Genomic DNA, 17126 nt, shown 5'->3' with positions numbered 1-17126 from the left:
ACATTAACCGCAGGACTCTTTCCTCCTTTTTACAATTGCTGACTGCGCTGCAGCCAAACGAGCAATCGGTACCCGAAAAGGAGAACATGAAACATAATCTAGATTATTTTCTTCACACAAAGCAATAGAATCGGGATCACCTCCATGCTCACCACAAATTCCTAACTTAATATTTGCACGCTGAGAACGTCCACGCTGTGCGGCAATAGCAATAAGCTCTCCTACCCCATCACGATCAATGGATACAAAAGGATCCTGATCTAAAAGTCCCTTTTGAAAATAAGTTGTCAAAAAAGGAACTGCATCATCACGTGAAATACCAAAGGTAGTTTGTGTCAAATCATTGGTTCCAAATGAAAAAAACTCTGCAGTTTCAGCAATTTCGCCTGCCCGAAGAGCCGCCCTTGGAAGCTCGATCATTGTTCCAACTATATACTGAATTTCAGTTCCCTTTTCCCTCATTACTTTATCAGCAACCTGATCAATATGTTCTTTAACAAAATCTAGCTCAGACTTTAATGCAACAAGTGGTACCATAATTTCAAGCATAACAGGAGACCCAAACTTCTGGGCAGCTTCTGCTGCTGCTTCAAAAATCGCCCGCGCTTGCATTTCTGCAATTTCAGGATAAGTAATAGCTAAACGACATCCACGCAATCCAAGCATAGGATTAAACTCATGCAATTGCTGAGCGCGGTCCATAAGAGTTTCAGCAGAAACTCCCATCGCTGTCGCAACATCAAAAATTTCTGAATTTGTTTTTGGTAAAAACTCATGTAACGGCGGATCTAAGAATCGGATAGTAACAGGCAAACCACACATAATTTTAAATAGTTCAGTAAAATCTGAACGCTGCATTGGCAAAAGTTTATCTAGAGCTTTACGACGTCCCTCTTCATCATTACTTAAGATCATTTCACGCATAGCGACAATACGCTCACCAGAAAAAAACATGTGCTCCGTCCGGCAAAGCCCAATACCTTCAGCTCCTAAAGAATGCCCCATAGATGCATCAGATGATGTCTCTGCATTGACCCGAACCTTTAAACGCCGCATTCCATCAGCCCATTCTATTAACTTTGCGAAATCTCCGCAAAGCTCAGGTTGCACCATGGCAATTTTCCCTTCATAAACCTCCCCACTTCCACCATCAATTGTAATGACATCTCCTTTTTTAAAGCTACGCCCTGAAGCCAACATTGTGTTTGTATTATAATCAACTCGTACATTTCCTGCACCTGAAATACATGGCTTTCCCATACCACGTGCTACAACAGCAGCATGACTTGTCATACCACCACGTGTCGTTAAAATTCCTTCAGCAGCATGCATCCCATGAATATCTTCTGGGCTTGTTTCTACACGCACTAAAATAACTTTTCGTCCTTCCATTGCTGCAGCTTCAGCCTCTTCGGAAGTAAACACAACCTCACCAGTTGCTGCTCCAGGAGAAGCAGGTAGACCGCATGCCACAACAACGCGCGTCGCATTAGGATCAAGTGTTGGATGTAAAAGTTGATCAAGAGACTTTGGATCAATTCGCATCACCGCTTCTTCATGGCTTATCAACCCTTCATCGACCATTGTAACTGCCATCTTTAAAGCTGCACGTGCTGTTCGCTTTCCAGAACGAGTCTGCAACATCCACAATTTACCTTTTTCAATTGTAAACTCAATATCTTGCATATCCCGATAATGCTGTTCAAGCTTCTGAGCAATTTTACATAACTTCAAAAAAGCCTCTGGCATAATTTTTTCCAAAGACGGTTTGGTCGAACCCGCGACAATACGTGCATTTTCCGTTATGTTTTGAGGGGTACGAATACCTGCTACAACATCTTCACCTTGTGCATTAACTAAAAATTCACCATAAAGCTCTCTTTCTCCTGTCGATGGATTGCGCGTAAATGCAACACCGGTTGCTGAATCCTCACCCATATTACCAAAAACCATAGCCTGTAAATTGACTGCTGTTCCCCAATTTTCAGGAATATTATGTAAACGGCGGTAAGTAATTGCACGTGCTGTCATCCAGCTTGAAAAAACAGCACCTATTGCCCCCCACAATTGTTTATCTGTATCTTGTGGGAAAGGTACACCTAATTTTTCTTCAACGTACCTTTTATAAGAAATAATAACACCTTTCCAATCACCTGCTGTCATTTCTGTATCTACGTTATAACCACTCCGTATTTTTACTTCATCAAGAATCTCTTCAAAATATGAATGATCCAATCCTAAAACAACATTTGAGTACATTTGAATAAAACGGCGATAACTATCATAAGCAAAGCGCTCATTATTAGTTTCCAAGGCAATTGCTTGCACAGTTTCATCATTCATACCAAGATTAAGAACTGTATCCATCATTCCTGGCATAGAAACCCGCGCTCCTGAACGAACAGAAAGCAATAGAGGCCTTTTTTTGTTACCAAACTCACGTCCTGTTTGTTCCCCAATTTTCTTAAGCGCTTGTTTAACAGAATTCTGTAATTCTTCTGGATATACGCCATTATGTTCATAATAAAAATTACAAACTTCTGTTGTAAGAGTAAATCCAGGTGGTACAGGCAATCCAAGATTACTCATTTCTGCCAAATTGGCCCCTTTCCCACCAAGAATATCACGCTCATTCACGCTTCCTTCTGCATGGCCATTACCAAAACTATAAACCCATTTTCTCACCATAAAACTCCTCCCATATCAAAGCACCATTTGACCTGCAGTAACTATTAAAAGTAATGATGCGCAAGCCCAATTTCCCCCTGAAGAAAAAGTAATGACCAAAAGCATCAATATTTATCTTCTAAAAAAATTACTTTTAAAGAAAATTATCAATAATTGAAAAGAAGGATTCTACCGACATTGCACCTTCATACTTATCACCATTAATAAAAAAAGTAGGTGTAACTGTAACACCAAGCGCTTTCCCCCGTTCAAAAGATGCATTAACTTCATCTAAAACTGACTGATTTTTTAAACAAGAATTAAAACCTTCTTCAGAGAGACCTGCCATTAAAGCAATTCTTTTTAATGGTGTAAGAGCATCTCTTCCCCATGCCCACTCTTGCTGTGTTTGAAATAAAACTCCTATTAAAGGGAAATAACGATCTTCTGGTACACATTTTGCTAACATAAAACCTGCCGTTGCCCGAGGATCAAAAGCAAAATCTCTAAAAATGAATTTTACTTTTCCTGTTTTGATATATTTTTTACGAATTTTGGGCAATATATCATTATAAAAATGCGCACAATGGATACACGTTAACGAAGCATATTCAACGATCGTTACAGGAGCATTATCCTCTCCTTCTACCTTATCCTTACTCTTGCCTAACTGCAGAATCTTACTTATTTCAACAGTTCCAACAGGCTTAAGCTCACTAGCTAAAACAGTTGTTGTATTAATTTGTAAGGTTATCATCAAAATAAGAATTATCGTGAGAAATACAAAAGGGCGACAATTTATCATAAAAATAATACTTCTTTTTTCATTAAATGGACAAAAATTTAACAATTTCTAAAATACAATGCGGAAAAGCGTTATAGGGGTTGCCTTATTTATTATTTTTTTATGCAGAAATGCAATAACCAAATTTTTAAAGTTATTGCTACACATTTTCTTTAATAATTTATCAAATATTTTTCATTTAGAGTTCCTTATAAAAAAGATACCTTAGAGAAATAGACTGCATTTGTATTCAATCATAATACAACCGAAAATACCTATCTTCATAAAATATTAATTCTATGAGAAGATCGTCCTGTTTCATAAATCTCTTTCTCATGCTAGATATCCCTTATAAGCCATAACAAGTCTTTCAGTTTAAAACCTTAACTTGATCCATTTATGCAGCACTTCAAAATAATTTTAAGCAATACTGTATAATCATCGATATCACACTCTGTACCCTCTGTGGCCCAATGTTTAAAGCACCGACATAAAAACCCATTCACTTACAATAAATCTGCTCAAAAACTTGAGATATAATCGTAATAAAAATGGCATTTTTGAAATTATTTAATCATTTTTAAACTCATTATCAAAACACTTATCAAGTTATTTCACTTAAAAGAATATTTGCCTCAAAGCTAATTAAATACAGACGCAATCAGTGTCCATTAATCAAAAATTTAAATATAAAACATCACAAACAACCCTTCCGCCTCAAATAAAGACTTTTTTCGTGCTTTATATTCCATTATAATGAAGGGTAATCATGCATGAAATTTCATTACGTCTCCTTTCTTGGTACGACCAACAGCACCGACACTTGCCGTGGCGGATCACACCTAAGGAACAAATGAAAGGAGTCTATCCAGATCCCTATAAAGTTTGGTTATCTGAAATTATGCTTCAACAAACAACTGTCGAAGCCGTAAAGCCTTATTTTCAAAAATTTTTAACGCTTTGGCCCAACCTCTCTTCTTTAGCAAAAGCCTCACAAGATGATATTATGAAAGCGTGGGCTGGCCTTGGTTATTATACACGTGCGCGTAATCTTAAAAATTGCGCTCAGCAACTGATCAAAGATTATGCAGGGCAATTCCCACAGTCTGTTAAGGCATTGCGTACTCTCCCAGGGATCGGGGACTATACCGCTGCGGCCATTGCTGCAATTGCTTTTAACCATCCTGTAGCTGTTGTTGATGGTAATGTCGAACGCGTTGTTACCCGCCTTTTTGCTATCACCTCAATATTACCCAAAGCAAAGGCCGAAATTAAAGAAAAAACGCAAAAAATTACTTCTTTAAATCGCCCTGGCGACTTTGCTCAAGCTATGATGGATCTGGGAGCAACCATTTGTACACCGAGAAACCCATCTTGCTTACTCTGCCCGCTTCATAATTTATGCCAAGCAGCAAAAATGCAAGCAACAGAATCTTTCCCCGTAAAAGCTCCCAAAAAAAAACGTCGTTCCAAAACAGGTGTTGCTTTTGTTGTTCTTAATGAAAATAACCAAATTTACTTGGAAAAACGGCAAGGAAACAAATTACTCGGCGGAATGACCCAAATACCTAACAATATTGGGATCGACAATGAAAACGGGCTCCAAAATGCACCCTTCTCCGCTAATTGGCAGTTCAAAGGACAAATCACACACATTTTTACCCACTTTTCTCTAAAACTTGATATTTATTATACCAATGGTATTTACGAAATGAAAAATAAAAATGGCTGGTGGTGTGACGTCCATCACCTTGCAGAAGAGGCTCTTCCCACTGTTATGAAAAAAGCTATCTCAACAGCAATCCCCAATTCTTTTAAATTTAAATAACCCTTTGTTCTGTGACAATGGAATAGTTAATTGAAAAAAGAATAATTCGTTCTTCACATAACCCCAGTTTTTAACATTTGTGAACGTATTATCGTTCTTAACTCATCTATGGATTTTAACTGGTTATTATCTTCGTAATACCAAAATGTCCAACCATTACAGCTTTGTGAACCTTGCGCTTTTCGTCCCATTGCATGAATAGAGCCAGCCTCACCACCATGCATGATAGTACCGTCAGCTCTTACAATAGCAGAGATTTGCTTTTTTTTGTCATAAAGAACTTCTCCAGAACGAAGCAAACCCGCTTCAAGTAAACTGTTGAATGCTACACGCGGCTCTACTTTTTTTCTATCAAAAATTGCTAATTCTGACTCATCTAAAGATTTAACCTCAGAAATCCTCTTATGAGCTGCATCAATGTAGTGTTGCTCACGTTCAATACCTACAAAATCCCTTCCAAGAAGCTTAGCAACAGCTCCTGTTGTTCCTGAACCAAAAAATGGATCAAGAATAACATCACCTGGCTTGCTAGAAGCTATCACAATACGTGCCAATAACGTTTGTGGTTTTTGTGTTGGATGCAATTTACGTCCTGCTTCATCTTTTAAACGCTCAACACCAGTGCAAAGAGGAAAAAGCCAATCTGAACGCATTTGTACATCCTCATTCGCAGCTTTTAAGGTATTATAATTAAATGTGTACTTTTTATCCTTTTGATCTCTAACAGCCCAAATCAAAGTTTCATGAGCGTTTTGAAAGCGGCGCCCACGAAAATTAGGCATGGGATTATTTTTACGCCAAATGATATCATTAAGCACCCAAAACCCTAAATCTTGTAATGCTGTACCAACGCGAAAAATATTATGGTAAGATCCAATAACCCAAAGTGTTCCGTTAGGCTTTAATACACGGCGACAAGCGAGCAACCACGCACGTGTAAAAGCATCATAAGCAGAAAAACTTTCAAACTGATCCCATTCATCATTAACTGCATCAACAAGCGAATGATCTGGACGATATAAAGCGCTATCCAACTGTAAATTATAAGGAGGATCAGCAAAAATCATATCAACTGAATGTTTTGGAAGCTTTTCCAATACGGCAACACAGTCCCCTTTTAAAATTTTATTGCGCCATGATGTTTGTGAGGAAGTGGAAGCACAAACTGAATCTTTTTTAATCTGAGAAACTGTCATAAAATACCCAACGAGACAAAATAAAACCTGCCCTATAATCAAAATGATATAGGCCCGCATTGCTGATTTATATTTACAAAAATAGAGTAAATGGATCGTTAAACTTATTCAAAATTGATATTTGTTTTTTCACTTCAGGAAAAATAACAATTTATCACACATAAATTGTTATTTTTCTTTCCTTAAACGGATTGTTCACATATCCTTTGTTTTATTAATTTATAAGAATCATTTTCAAACTATAGAATTTTTTGAATAAAGTTTTTCTGATAATCTTGTTTGCGGAGACTTTTAAAATACGAGCAACGTATAAAGGAATATTTAATGCCCAAAATAGATCTTGTTATTTTTGATTGTGATGGAGTTTTGGTAGATTCTGAATATCTCGCAGCAAAAATTGGATCTCAATTACTAAAACAAACAGGATATGAAATATCTCCTGAAGAATTGAGTGAGCATTATGCAGGATTAACCTTCCTTGATAGTTTAAAAGAAATTGAAAAGAAAACAAAAAAGCCAATTTCTGCTCATCTCATAGATAAAATGTCAGATATTTTTCGAGCACAAATAAAAACAGAGCTACATGCCATCAATGGCATAAAAGAGGCTATAAAAGTTATTCAATCTCGTTACCCTTATTGTATTTGCTCCAATGCAGCAAGTGCAGATATACAAGAAATGCTCACCATCGTTGAGCTTTACGACGTTTTTAAAAATAAGATATTTTCTGCACCTGAAGTGGGAACAAAAAAAGCAAAACCTGCTCCTGATGTTTTTCTTTTTGCTGCGCAGAAATTACGTGTAAATCCAGAAAACACCATTGTCGTAGAAGATTCTACCCATGGTGTACATGCTGCAAAAACAGCAGGTATGCGTGTCATTGGTTTCACTGGAGGATCACACAGTTATCTTAACCACTCTAATGCACTTGTAGATGCTGGCGCAGAAACATCCATTGCTACACATGCCCACTTGCCAAAAGTCTTAGAAGCAATGGCAGTCTGGCAAGATATATCATGAGCAATCTTTTTACACTTAAACGTATTTACAGGCTCTTTGACTCATAACCACTTTTTTACCAATGTGTTTAGTTCAATGCATTGGCATTAACCATAATAATGTGAAAAACAAACCTCTAGTCATTAGCCTGAAAGCACATAGCTTTCTGCAATTTCTTTCATAAACAAAAATTCTGAGCATATTATATGAAGTGCAAATACTAAGCTTGCAGCCTCTACCACATAGATAATACTGGAATTTTCAAGAATTTGAACCCTATCATGAAAGGCCCTGTGAAATAATTACTTATTTAAGCAGTATAAAAAACATACCCGAAACAGAAAAAATAAACTTTTAAAACTAAGATATTCATGAACATTACGTAACTTATAATAATACTTGAAAGTTTTAATATCATCATTATTAGAAGAATAATCAAAAAACTCCATTCATTCAAGACTGGAATAAACAACTTCACCAATTTGCAAAACATAGCAATAAGGAAAAAGCATGAGGTATATTAGTACGAGAGGTGAAGCACCTATTTTAAGATTTACTGAAACTATCATGACTGGGTTAGCTAATGATGGAGGACTCTATCTGCCCACAGAGTTTCCTCAATTATCGACAGATGCGTTACGAGCGCTTCGCGGACAACCCTATACAACAGTCGCCAAAACTATTCTTTGGCCCTTTATAGACAAAGAAATTGAATATACATCTTTTGAAAATATTATTGATGAATCTTATGCAACTTTCCATCATCCAGCGACTTGCCCGTTACTGCAAACCGGCTCCAATGAATTTATTCTTGAGCTTTTTCATGGTCCCACTTTAGCATTTAAAGATATTGCAATGCAATTTCTTTCCAAACTGATGGATTATATACTGACCAAAAAAAATAGATGTGCAACAATTATTGTAGCTACATCTGGAGATACAGGTGCTGCTGCTGCACAGGCTTTTGCTGACAAAGCACACTCCAACGTTTTTATCTTATTTCCTAAAGGGCACGTATCACCGGTTCAGCAACGACAAATGACGACCAATCAGAGCCAGAATATTCATGCCATAGCCATTGAAGGAAATTTTGATGATTGCCAAGCCCTTGTCAAGGCAATGTTTAATGACCATGATTTTTGTCAAAAACGATATCTTACAGGAGTTAATTCTATAAACTGGGCGCGTATCATGGCGCAAATTGTTTATTATTTTTCATCCGCACTTTCTTTAGGAGCACCCGATCGACCCGTTTCATTTACTGTTCCTACTGGAAATTTTGGTGATATTTTTGCAGGTTATGTTGCCTTCCGTATGGGATTACCCATTTCAAAATTAGTTATTGCAACGAACGATAATGATATTCTCGCGCGGACATTAACCAGCGGCATTTACGAAACACGGCCTATAAATTATACCATATCACCTTCTATAGATATTCAAATTTCTTCTAATTTTGAACGCTTACTGTTTGAAAGCAGCAATCGTGATTCAATGTGGGTTCGCAATGCGATGAAAAATTTAAAAGAAACAGGATGTTTTAATCTTGGTGAAACACAACTGAAAAATATTCGTTCCTTATTTTGTGCTGGGAAAAGTAATGTAGCTGAAACAATACAAACAATTAGCAATGTTTATACAGAAAGCGGTTATCTTGCTGATCCCCATACAGCTGTTGCCATCAAAGTAGCCCGTGAAAACAAACAACCATATATTCCTATGGTCATCCTTTCCACTGCCCATCCTGCAAAATTTTCTGATACAATAAAAAATTCCTGCGATATTTCCGCTCCATGGCCATCTCGTTTAAACAATTTAATGGAACGTAAAGAAAATTTTATAAGTCTTGCGAATGATGAAAAAATAGTAAAAGATTATATTTCTTTGAAATTAAATGCATCTTATTAAAGATAGTTACGTTAATGCAAATCAAAAATGTTCTTAATGCCTTTATACAATAAGTAAGGCATTTTACTCGTTTTCTGGAGTTTAAAATACATGAGTGTAGATATTAGTTGCCTTAGTAATGGTTTGACTATTGCCACACACACAATGCAACAAATTGAAAGTGTAGCGCTCGAAATATGGATTAAAGTTGGTTCACGCAATGAAACCTTAACGCAACATGGCATCGCACATCTCCTTGAACACATGGCTTTTAAGGGAACAGAAAACCGAACAGCTTTTCAGATCGCAGCTGATATTGAAAATGTTGGTGGCGAAATTAATGCCACCACTAGCGCTGAAACAACAGCTTATTTTGTACGCGTACTCAAAAAAGACCTTCCCCTTGCCATTGATATCCTAGCCGATATTTTGATGCATTCAAAATTTGATGAAGGTGAATTAGAAAGAGAAAAACAAGTTGTTTTTCAAGAAATTGGTGCTGCGCGTGATACTCCTGATGATATTGTTTTTGATTACTTTACAGAAACAGCTTTTCGTCATCAATCTCTTGGCCGATCTATTTTAGGAACACCCGAAACAATCCAATCATTTACATCGACTGATCTCAAAAATTTCATGAATAAACAGTATAGTGCAGATCGTATGATAGTCGTTGCAGCAGGGGCTGTACAACACGAAAATTTTCTAAAAGAAATTGAAAGCCGTCTTAGTACTTTTCGTCCTCATTCAACAGAACCCCTCACCAATCTTGCCAATTATGTTGGCGGTGATTTTCGCGAATATCGTGATTTAATGGATACACAAATTGTTCTGGGTTTTGAAGGACGCGCTTATCATGCCCGCGACTTTTATATGACCCAAATTCTTTCAATCATTCTCGGTGGAGGCATGTCATCACGTCTTTTCCAAGAAGTGAGAGAAAAACGTGGATTATGCTATTCTATTTATGCGTTTCATTGGGGACTTTCTGATACCGGACTCTTTGGCATCCATGCCGCCACTGGGCAAGAGGGATTAAAAAAACTGCTTCCCGTGATTCTTGATGAACTCTCTAAGTTAAGCAAAAATATTCATGTCAAAGAACTTCAACGAGCACAAGCACAATATTATGCTAATCTTATAATATCACAAGAAAGCCCATCTAGTAAAGCACATCTCATTGCCCGCCAAATGCTTCTTTATGGCAGACCAATTCCAATATCTGAAACAATTGAACGCTTAGAACTCATTACTCCGTCAAGGTTAACTGATTTAGCTAACCGTCTTTTTATCAACTCTACTCCAACATTAGCGGCTGTTGGACCTGTTGGACCTCTCATGAATTTTAATGATCTAACTTCAAATCTTTCATACAAAAAATAAGATTAAATATGGCTTTTAAAAATATTTTAGTGTACATTTGGCATGCAAAAAATGCGTTTAAAGTAGTAGATAACGATATGTATAGATTTATAATAAATCATCACGATCAAATAAATTTGGAAATTTTTTTTAAAAAAGATATACAAAACTATCCAACTTACGCTTCATGTGATAAATAACTTGTCAATGAAAATAGGTTTGCAAAAACTGGAAACTAATGGTTTTATTTTTCTCTTTCCAAAGATAAAGATTTTATTAAGCTTTATTGAGATAAATAGATATTTCCTCTACCTTTAGATAACATTTATATAATCTATTCAAAAGAGAATGATATCACCTATCTATAAAATAAATTACAAAAATGGGCGTATTTCTTCGAAAATCAAGTAAAAATAAAATATCCTAAAAATACCGAAAGTAGTCATTGTGAAGAGTTTGCGTAAAATAATTGACATCATTCTTGTTGTAGCTGTTACTTTTCTTATCCACCTTACATCAGCACAAGCAGTTGAACCAGTTAAAATTTCTTCTCAAGATGCTGCTCTTGATCTTTCAAAAGCAATCAAAATTTACCACACAAACAACTCTATTTTTCAAACAAGTACAGCACCAAGACCAGATGGTATTGTATGGCGTATCGAGGTAAAAGCAAAAAATGAAAATTTTTTGGGCAATTGGGCGGTCTTTTCTCTCGCAAATACAACAAACGAACAAATTGACCGCCTCATTGTTGCACCTCATTATCGTATGCCTCATTCAGGATTTCTTTGGCCAGACCTCGGATCAGCACGAATTCAATCCATCACACCAAGCGAAGGCTTTTCTCTCGATCGCCAACCAAGTGCAAATTCAGATATCTTTAGTATTACTCTTAATCCTGGTGCTGTTATTACATTTGTGGCTGAACTTAACTCAGAAAATCTACCACAAATCTATTTATGGAAACCTGAAGCCTATAAGGATGCAATCAATTCTTACACACTTTATCATGGGATCCTCCTTGGAATATCAGGTCTCTTAGCACTTTTGTTAACTGTCCTTTTTGTCGTTCGTGGAACTGGTCTCTTCCCTGCAACAGCAGCTGTTGCTTGGGCAGTTCTGTTTTATATTGGTATCGATTTCAATTTTTTAAATAAATTCTTTGCAGTTACGTTAACGACGCAACCAATCTGGCGCGCAAGCACAGAAGTAGCTCTTTCAGCTACACTTTTCATTTTTCTTTTTACCTACCTACGCCTTAACCGCTGGAACTATCATTTCAACTATGGTGCAATCGCATGGATCATAGCTCTTTGCAGCCTTGGAACATTCGCTATTTATGATCCCACTAGAGCAGCTGGAATCGCACGTCTATCATTTGGACTTATTGTTGTAATAGGTATACTCCTCATTAGCTATTTTTCGATACGAAGCTATGATCGTGCAATCATGCTTATCCCAACATGGTTATTAATTAGTTTCTGGAGTCTTGGAGCATACGCCTGCATAGCAGGCTATTTAAATAACGATATTATCCAACCCGCCTTGGCAGGAGGACTGGTATTAATCGTTCTTCTCATTAGTTTTACTGTCATGCAACAGACTTTTTCAAATGATGCTTTCCATGAAGGAATATTTTCCGATCTTGAACAACAAGTTCTAGCAGCAAAAGGAGCAGGAAATATTATTTGGGACTGGGATGTAGAGCGTGACAAAATTATTGTTCATCCAGACATAGCGCCTCTCTTTGGTGCTGAACCCCACAAACTCAATGGGAATATGCGCAACTGGATTTCAGCTTTGCACTATGATGATCGCGAACGCTTTCAAGCCGTATTAGATATCATTCTGAAAAATAAGAAGGGACGTATTGATCAAATTTTTCGACTTTCTTCTGGTGGTGGCTATTATCATTGGTTCTCTCTTCGCGCACGCCCTGCTATGCAAAAAGATGGAAAAATTACACGGATCATTGGAACTATTGTAAACATTACCAACCACAAAAAAGCTGAAGAACGCTTATTGCATGATGCAGTCCACGACAGCTTAACTGGTTTGCCTAACAAACAAATTTTTTTCGATAGATTACAAAGTTATACTTCTTTGGCAAAAGCAAATATACAAATTAAACCAACTGTTTTTATGATTGATTTCGATAATTTTCGCCAAATTAATCGCAAATTGGGGATAGCGGTTGGTGATACTGTATTGCTTGTAATTGCACGCCGTTTAAATCGTCTTATTAATTTTCAAGATACTTTATCACGCCTTTCCGCAGATCGCTTTGCAATCATTTTACTCAGTGAAACTGAGCCACAAAAAATTGCAATATTCGCAGATCATCTGCACAAAACAATCTCAGCACCTATTTCACTTTCTGAAAAAAAAATAACGCTCTCAACATCAATCGGATTGGTTACTTGGAATGAAAGCAGATCAACTGCCAAAGATATTTTTAATGATAGCGAATTAGCGATGATCCACGCCAAACAAATGGGCGGTAATCATATTGAACCTTTTAGACCTAACTTTCGCACTTTTGGTCTAGCACACAATAGTATGGAAAAAGACATTCATTATGCTATAAAACGTAATGAAATGAAAATCCTTTATCATCCTATTCTTAATTTATCAGATGGACAGGTTATTGGTTTTGAAACAATTATAGAATGGCATCATCCCAATTATGGAAATTTAAATGTTTCTGATTTTATAAAAATCGCAGAAAATGAGCAAATCATTATGGATTTAGCGCAATTCATTATTGATAACGCTGTTATTGATCTTATACATATACAAAAAAAATTTTCTCAACACTCTTTCTTTGCATCAATCAATTTACCAAGTGCAGAGATGGTTCATCCAAACTTTATAAATCAGCTGCGTTCTACCCTGCTTCGCCACCCACTTAACAAAGGGCGCTTGATGATAGAAATATCTGAATTTGTTTTAAGAAAAAACCCAGAACAATCTGCACATTTTTTTGAACAAATAAAAGCACTCGGAATAAATCTTGCGCTCGATAATTTTGGAACAGATTATTCGTCTCTTGCCTATTTGATTCGTTACCCATTCGATATGATTAAACTGGATCGTTCGCTTATCTCTATTGATTCATCTAAGAAAAAATTGGTTCTCAAATCAATTATTAATATGGCAACAGATATTAACTTGCAAATCATTGCAGAAGGGGTTGAAAATGAAAAAGCAGCTATCTTTCTACGCCAAGAAGGTTGCAAATACGTTCAAAGTACTCTTGTTACTAAACCAATTGCTATTGAAGAATTAATTACTCTCATTCAAAATCACTTTCCTTATAAAGTTTAAAACGTTAAAGATGAAAATAAAATAATTGCAGAAAAGATTTGAAAGACAATATCTCATGCATGTCCCATTTCCGAAACAAGATAAGCTGGATTAATCCCCATACGCATGAGGCTTTCTTCGTATTTACGATCTAAATTGCTTTCAAAGAGAAAATTAGACGATGTGTGACTAATCAACCAGCTGTTGGCAGATATTTCAGCTTCAAGCTGTCCTGCTTTCCATCCAGCATAACCGAGTGCTATCAATGCATGTTGAGGACCTTGTTTACAACTGATTGCTTTTAATATATCAATAGTTGCAGTGAAGCAAATCTTATCTGCGATAGAAATAGTTTCTTCGCAGGTGTAGTCGTCTGAATGGAGAACAAAACCACGTGCAGGTTCAACAGGGCCACCATAGCGTACAGGAAACTTTTTTATTGGCTCAGAAAGAAATTTCTTTTTGCTACTATTTATGACCCCAATATGAAGCAAAAGTTCTGGAAAATCAATATGATGCAATCTATTGAGGATAATGCCCATAGCACCAGCATCAGAATGTGCACAAACATAAATAACAGAACGGCTAAAACACTTATCATTTATTCCAGGCATTGCTATGAGTAATTGTCCACCTAAAAAGCCGTCACACTGATTCATTACTCTGTTCTTCTCCACAATTTACATATTACAAATTCAATTAGTACAAAAAGAAAATAAAGCTCAAATGAAAAAAACTCAAATCTTTATAAATTCACAAAGGATTTCAAATTTTTTTTATAAAAAAATTTCAGCCCCCTTAAGTATAACATTTGTATTTTTAGGATTGCTTAATTTCTCAATGAGTTCTCAAGCAAATCCAAAATCATACCTTGTCGCAACACCTTGGTATGAATCAGACGGAGGTCGTATCAGATTAGCTATCACCAACCCATCTTTTTCTGAAGTAAGAGATGGTATTATTGAAGTTGTACTTAAACCAGAATGGAAAACCTATTGGCGAAATCCAGGAAGTTCAGGTATGGCACCTTTTTTTGAATTCAATCAGCAAATTTCTTATGAAATCTTTTATCCCGTACCACAGCTTTATGAAACAGAAAATGACTGGACATTAGGGTATAAAAACAAAGTAGTGCTACCTTTTACTCTCTTCGATTCAAGAAAAAATTTAAGTGGCTCCTTAACCATTGGATTATGTAATAAAATTTGTATTCCATTTTCGGTTAACTTCGATTTTTCACCACCGGCTCTTCAAAATAAGCATCTTCCAATATCCTTATTAAAAAACGCTCAAGCTTCTCTCCCCCATACTACAAATTATGAATTTCAGATAAGTGCTAAAAAAGATGCCAACATGCTTTTTATAAAAATAAAAAATAATAAAGCTATTCCTACATCTCTTTTTTTAGATGGAGGAGAAATGCAAATTGGGCCCGCGAAAAAAATAAATGAGAATGTAGAATATACACTTTTTAACGCTCCCATCTATTTCATACCAGATGAAAAAAAGAAAATTATTTTTTATACTGTTACTTTTAAAGATAATGCTTTCAATGGAACATTCGTCCTTCATCAATAACCAAAAAACTACCAGCCCATGATAAACAAGAAAAATTTTTAAGAAAAAACTATGCTGAAAAGTATCCATTTTCACGGTATTCAGCAATTGCTTTGCGTGCAAGTGCATCTGCACGTTCATTATCAGGATGGCCAGCATGCCCTTTTACCCAGTGCCATCTGATAGTGTGACAAGAACAAGCCTTTTCAAGGTCTTGCCATACTTCCATATTTTTAACAGGTTTTTTTGATGCAGTGCGCCAATTATTTTTTTTCCAACCTTCGAGCCACACAGATATACCGTTGCGCACATAAACTGAATCCGTATAAAGATCAACCGAACAAGATTCTTTAAGTGCCTTCAATGCAAAAATTGCTGCCATCAGTTCCATTTGATTATTAGTCGTATACGCTTTTCCACCATAAAGTTCACGTTCATGACCATTCCAGCGCAAAATTGCTCCCCACCCTCCAACTCCAGGATTACCTGAGCAAGCACCATCTGTATAAACTTCAACAACTTTCTGTTGCTTAAACATATAATTCAAAAACCTATTTCATTCAGCAGACTTATATTACTAAAAAAATAAAGCTTGTGCCAATATTCCCACGGATCTTTCTTAACCACAAAGCTATCAGATGGTGTATTGAACCAATCATAAAGGCGTGTCAGTAAAAAGCGCAAAGCAGCGCCACGCGCCAATAGAATCATTGAATCCAATTCTAGAAGCGCCAATGGTCTTATTCTTTGATAATTTTCTAACAATTTACGTGCTTTTGTAAGATTATAAGAATGATCATGCTCAAAGCACCACGCATTCAAACAGATCGCTAAATCATAAGCAAAAAAATCATTACAAGCAAAGTAAAAATCTATCATCCCAGAAAGACGATGGTTTAAAAAAAATACATTATCATTAAATAAATCAGCGTGAATGATACCTGTTGGTAAATTTGATGGCCAATTTTTTTCTAAAAAATCTAACTCTGCATTAATTTTTTTTCTAAACTTTTCAAGCAATTTATCTTCCACCATTTGGCAACGTTTCCACAATAGTTTCCAATCTACGAGAGAAAGAGTATTTCTACGGCTAAGTGGAAAATTCTGCCCTGCTAAATGCAATCTCGCTAAATTACTCCCTACTTCGCAACAATGATACACATTGGGTTGACGCATCCAAACCCCTTCCAAAAAGGTAATAATAGCAGCAGGACGCCCTGCCAATTCACCGATCATCGCTCCATCATTTTGAATTACTGGTTGAGGACATGGAATTTCACGCTGATTCAAATACTGCATAAGACTACAAAAAAAAGGCAAGTCATCTTTTGAAATACGCTTTTCATAAAGCGTTAAAATGAACTTTCCCTTTGTTGTATGCAGAATAAAATTAGAATTTTCTATACCGTCCTCTATACCTTGATAAGATAAAAGTGAACCAATTGAATAACGTGTCAAAAATTTCTTCAAATCATTCGGATGAATATCTGTATAAACTGCCATTATTTTTCTTTCGTTGTAGGCAACCATATATCCTAGT

General features: G+C 36.2%; 12 protein-coding genes. 6 read left to right on the top strand and 6 right to left on the bottom strand.

Annotated features, from left to right (window positions below):
• Positions 1–3 precede the first annotated feature (3 nt).
• Positions 4–2685 carry a pyruvate, phosphate dikinase gene (ppdK, locus tag V5N68_RS04125; RefSeq protein ID WP_332065942.1) on the bottom strand — a complete coding sequence of 894 codons (2682 nt, stop codon included), beginning with the start codon at positions 2683–2685 and terminating at the stop codon, positions 4–6.
• Positions 2686–2821: 136 nt separating this feature from the next.
• Positions 2822–3472, bottom strand: coding sequence for a DsbA family protein (locus V5N68_RS04120; protein ID WP_332065918.1), 651 nt, complete (start codon positions 3470–3472; stop codon positions 2822–2824).
• Between the two features lie 748 nt (positions 3473–4220).
• Between V5N68_RS04120 and mutY the strand changes: the two genes are divergently transcribed.
• Entirely contained in the window at positions 4221–5279 is a 1059-nt protein-coding gene (gene mutY, locus V5N68_RS04115) for an A/G-specific adenine glycosylase (protein WP_332065917.1), read from the top strand.
• A gap of 53 nt (positions 5280–5332) precedes the next feature.
• On the opposite strand, the gene V5N68_RS04110 is transcribed toward mutY, so the two are convergent.
• On the bottom strand, positions 5333–6475 hold the full coding sequence (locus V5N68_RS04110) for a site-specific DNA-methyltransferase (RefSeq protein WP_332065916.1): 1143 nt from the start codon (positions 6473–6475) through the stop codon (positions 5333–5335).
• Between the two features lie 324 nt (positions 6476–6799).
• Here V5N68_RS04110 and V5N68_RS04105 point away from each other — a divergent pair, with 324 nt between their 5' ends.
• From V5N68_RS04105 to V5N68_RS04090, 4 genes are all read left to right on the top strand, one after another.
• Positions 6800–7495, top strand: a complete 696-nt coding sequence (locus tag V5N68_RS04105; protein WP_332065915.1) for an HAD family hydrolase — start codon at positions 6800–6802, stop codon at positions 7493–7495.
• 489 nt (positions 7496–7984) lie between these two features.
• The gene (thrC, locus tag V5N68_RS04100; protein ID WP_332065914.1) at positions 7985–9382 is read left to right on the top strand and encodes a threonine synthase; all 1398 of its coding nucleotides are present in this window, start codon (positions 7985–7987) and stop codon (positions 9380–9382) included.
• A gap of 90 nt (positions 9383–9472) precedes the next feature.
• Entirely contained in the window at positions 9473–10744 is a 1272-nt protein-coding gene (locus V5N68_RS04095; protein ID WP_332065913.1) for a M16 family metallopeptidase, read from the top strand.
• Positions 10745–11170: 426 nt separating this feature from the next.
• Positions 11171–14050 (top strand): putative bifunctional diguanylate cyclase/phosphodiesterase, encoded by a 2880-nt coding sequence (locus V5N68_RS04090; protein WP_332065912.1) that lies wholly within the window; start codon positions 11171–11173, stop codon positions 14048–14050.
• Positions 14051–14103: 53 nt separating this feature from the next.
• Here V5N68_RS04090 and V5N68_RS04085 read toward each other — a convergent pair whose 3' ends face one another.
• Complete coding sequence (locus V5N68_RS04085) at positions 14104–14688, bottom strand: YqgE/AlgH family protein (RefSeq protein ID WP_332065911.1); 585 nt, start codon at positions 14686–14688, stop codon at positions 14104–14106.
• 67 nt (positions 14689–14755) lie between these two features.
• Here V5N68_RS04085 and V5N68_RS04080 point away from each other — a divergent pair, with 67 nt between their 5' ends.
• Positions 14756–15607, top strand: coding sequence for a protein-disulfide reductase DsbD domain-containing protein (locus tag V5N68_RS04080; protein ID WP_332065910.1), 852 nt, complete (start codon positions 14756–14758; stop codon positions 15605–15607).
• Positions 15608–15656: 49 nt separating this feature from the next.
• Here V5N68_RS04080 and rnhA read toward each other — a convergent pair whose 3' ends face one another.
• A complete protein-coding gene (rnhA, locus tag V5N68_RS04075) occupies positions 15657–16124 on the bottom strand; it encodes a ribonuclease HI (RefSeq protein WP_332065909.1) in 468 nt (155 codons plus the stop codon).
• Positions 16125–16129: 5 nt separating this feature from the next.
• Positions 16130–17089 (bottom strand): homoserine kinase, encoded by a 960-nt coding sequence (locus V5N68_RS04070; RefSeq protein WP_332065908.1) that lies wholly within the window; start codon positions 17087–17089, stop codon positions 16130–16132.
• Between the last annotated feature and the right edge of the window lie 37 nt (positions 17090–17126).

This window comes from Bartonella eidoli (assembly GCF_036576145.1).
Taxonomy (GTDB): Bacteria; Pseudomonadota; Alphaproteobacteria; order Rhizobiales; family Rhizobiaceae; genus Bartonella.
Note: the sequence above shows the minus strand (reverse complement) of the source record. Positions and strands in the feature narration are given on the sequence as shown.

What these genes read in the sequence shown, in the direction of transcription:
- V5N68_RS04120 (WP_332065918.1), bottom strand. Translation starts at nt 3,472, where the DNA reads ATGATAAATTGTCGCCCTTTTGTATTTCTCACGATAATTCTTATTTTG.
- thrC (WP_332065914.1), top strand. Translation starts at nt 7,985, where the DNA reads ATGAGGTATATTAGTACGAGAGGTGAAGCACCTATTTTAAGATTTACT.
- V5N68_RS04095 (WP_332065913.1), top strand. Translation starts at nt 9,473, where the DNA reads ATGAGTGTAGATATTAGTTGCCTTAGTAATGGTTTGACTATTGCCACA.
- V5N68_RS04070 (WP_332065908.1), bottom strand. Translation starts at nt 17,089, where the DNA reads ATGGCAGTTTATACAGATATTCATCCGAATGATTTGAAGAAATTTTTG.
- mutY (WP_332065917.1), top strand. Translation starts at nt 4,221, where the DNA reads ATGCATGAAATTTCATTACGTCTCCTTTCTTGGTACGACCAACAGCAC.
- V5N68_RS04105 (WP_332065915.1), top strand. Translation starts at nt 6,800, where the DNA reads ATGCCCAAAATAGATCTTGTTATTTTTGATTGTGATGGAGTTTTGGTA.
- V5N68_RS04110 (WP_332065916.1), bottom strand. Translation starts at nt 6,475, where the DNA reads ATGACAGTTTCTCAGATTAAAAAAGATTCAGTTTGTGCTTCCACTTCC.
- rnhA (WP_332065909.1), bottom strand. Translation starts at nt 16,124, where the DNA reads ATGTTTAAGCAACAGAAAGTTGTTGAAGTTTATACAGATGGTGCTTGC.
- V5N68_RS04080 (WP_332065910.1), top strand. Translation starts at nt 14,756, where the DNA reads ATGAAAAAAACTCAAATCTTTATAAATTCACAAAGGATTTCAAATTTT.
- V5N68_RS04085 (WP_332065911.1), bottom strand. Translation starts at nt 14,688, where the DNA reads ATGAATCAGTGTGACGGCTTTTTAGGTGGACAATTACTCATAGCAATG.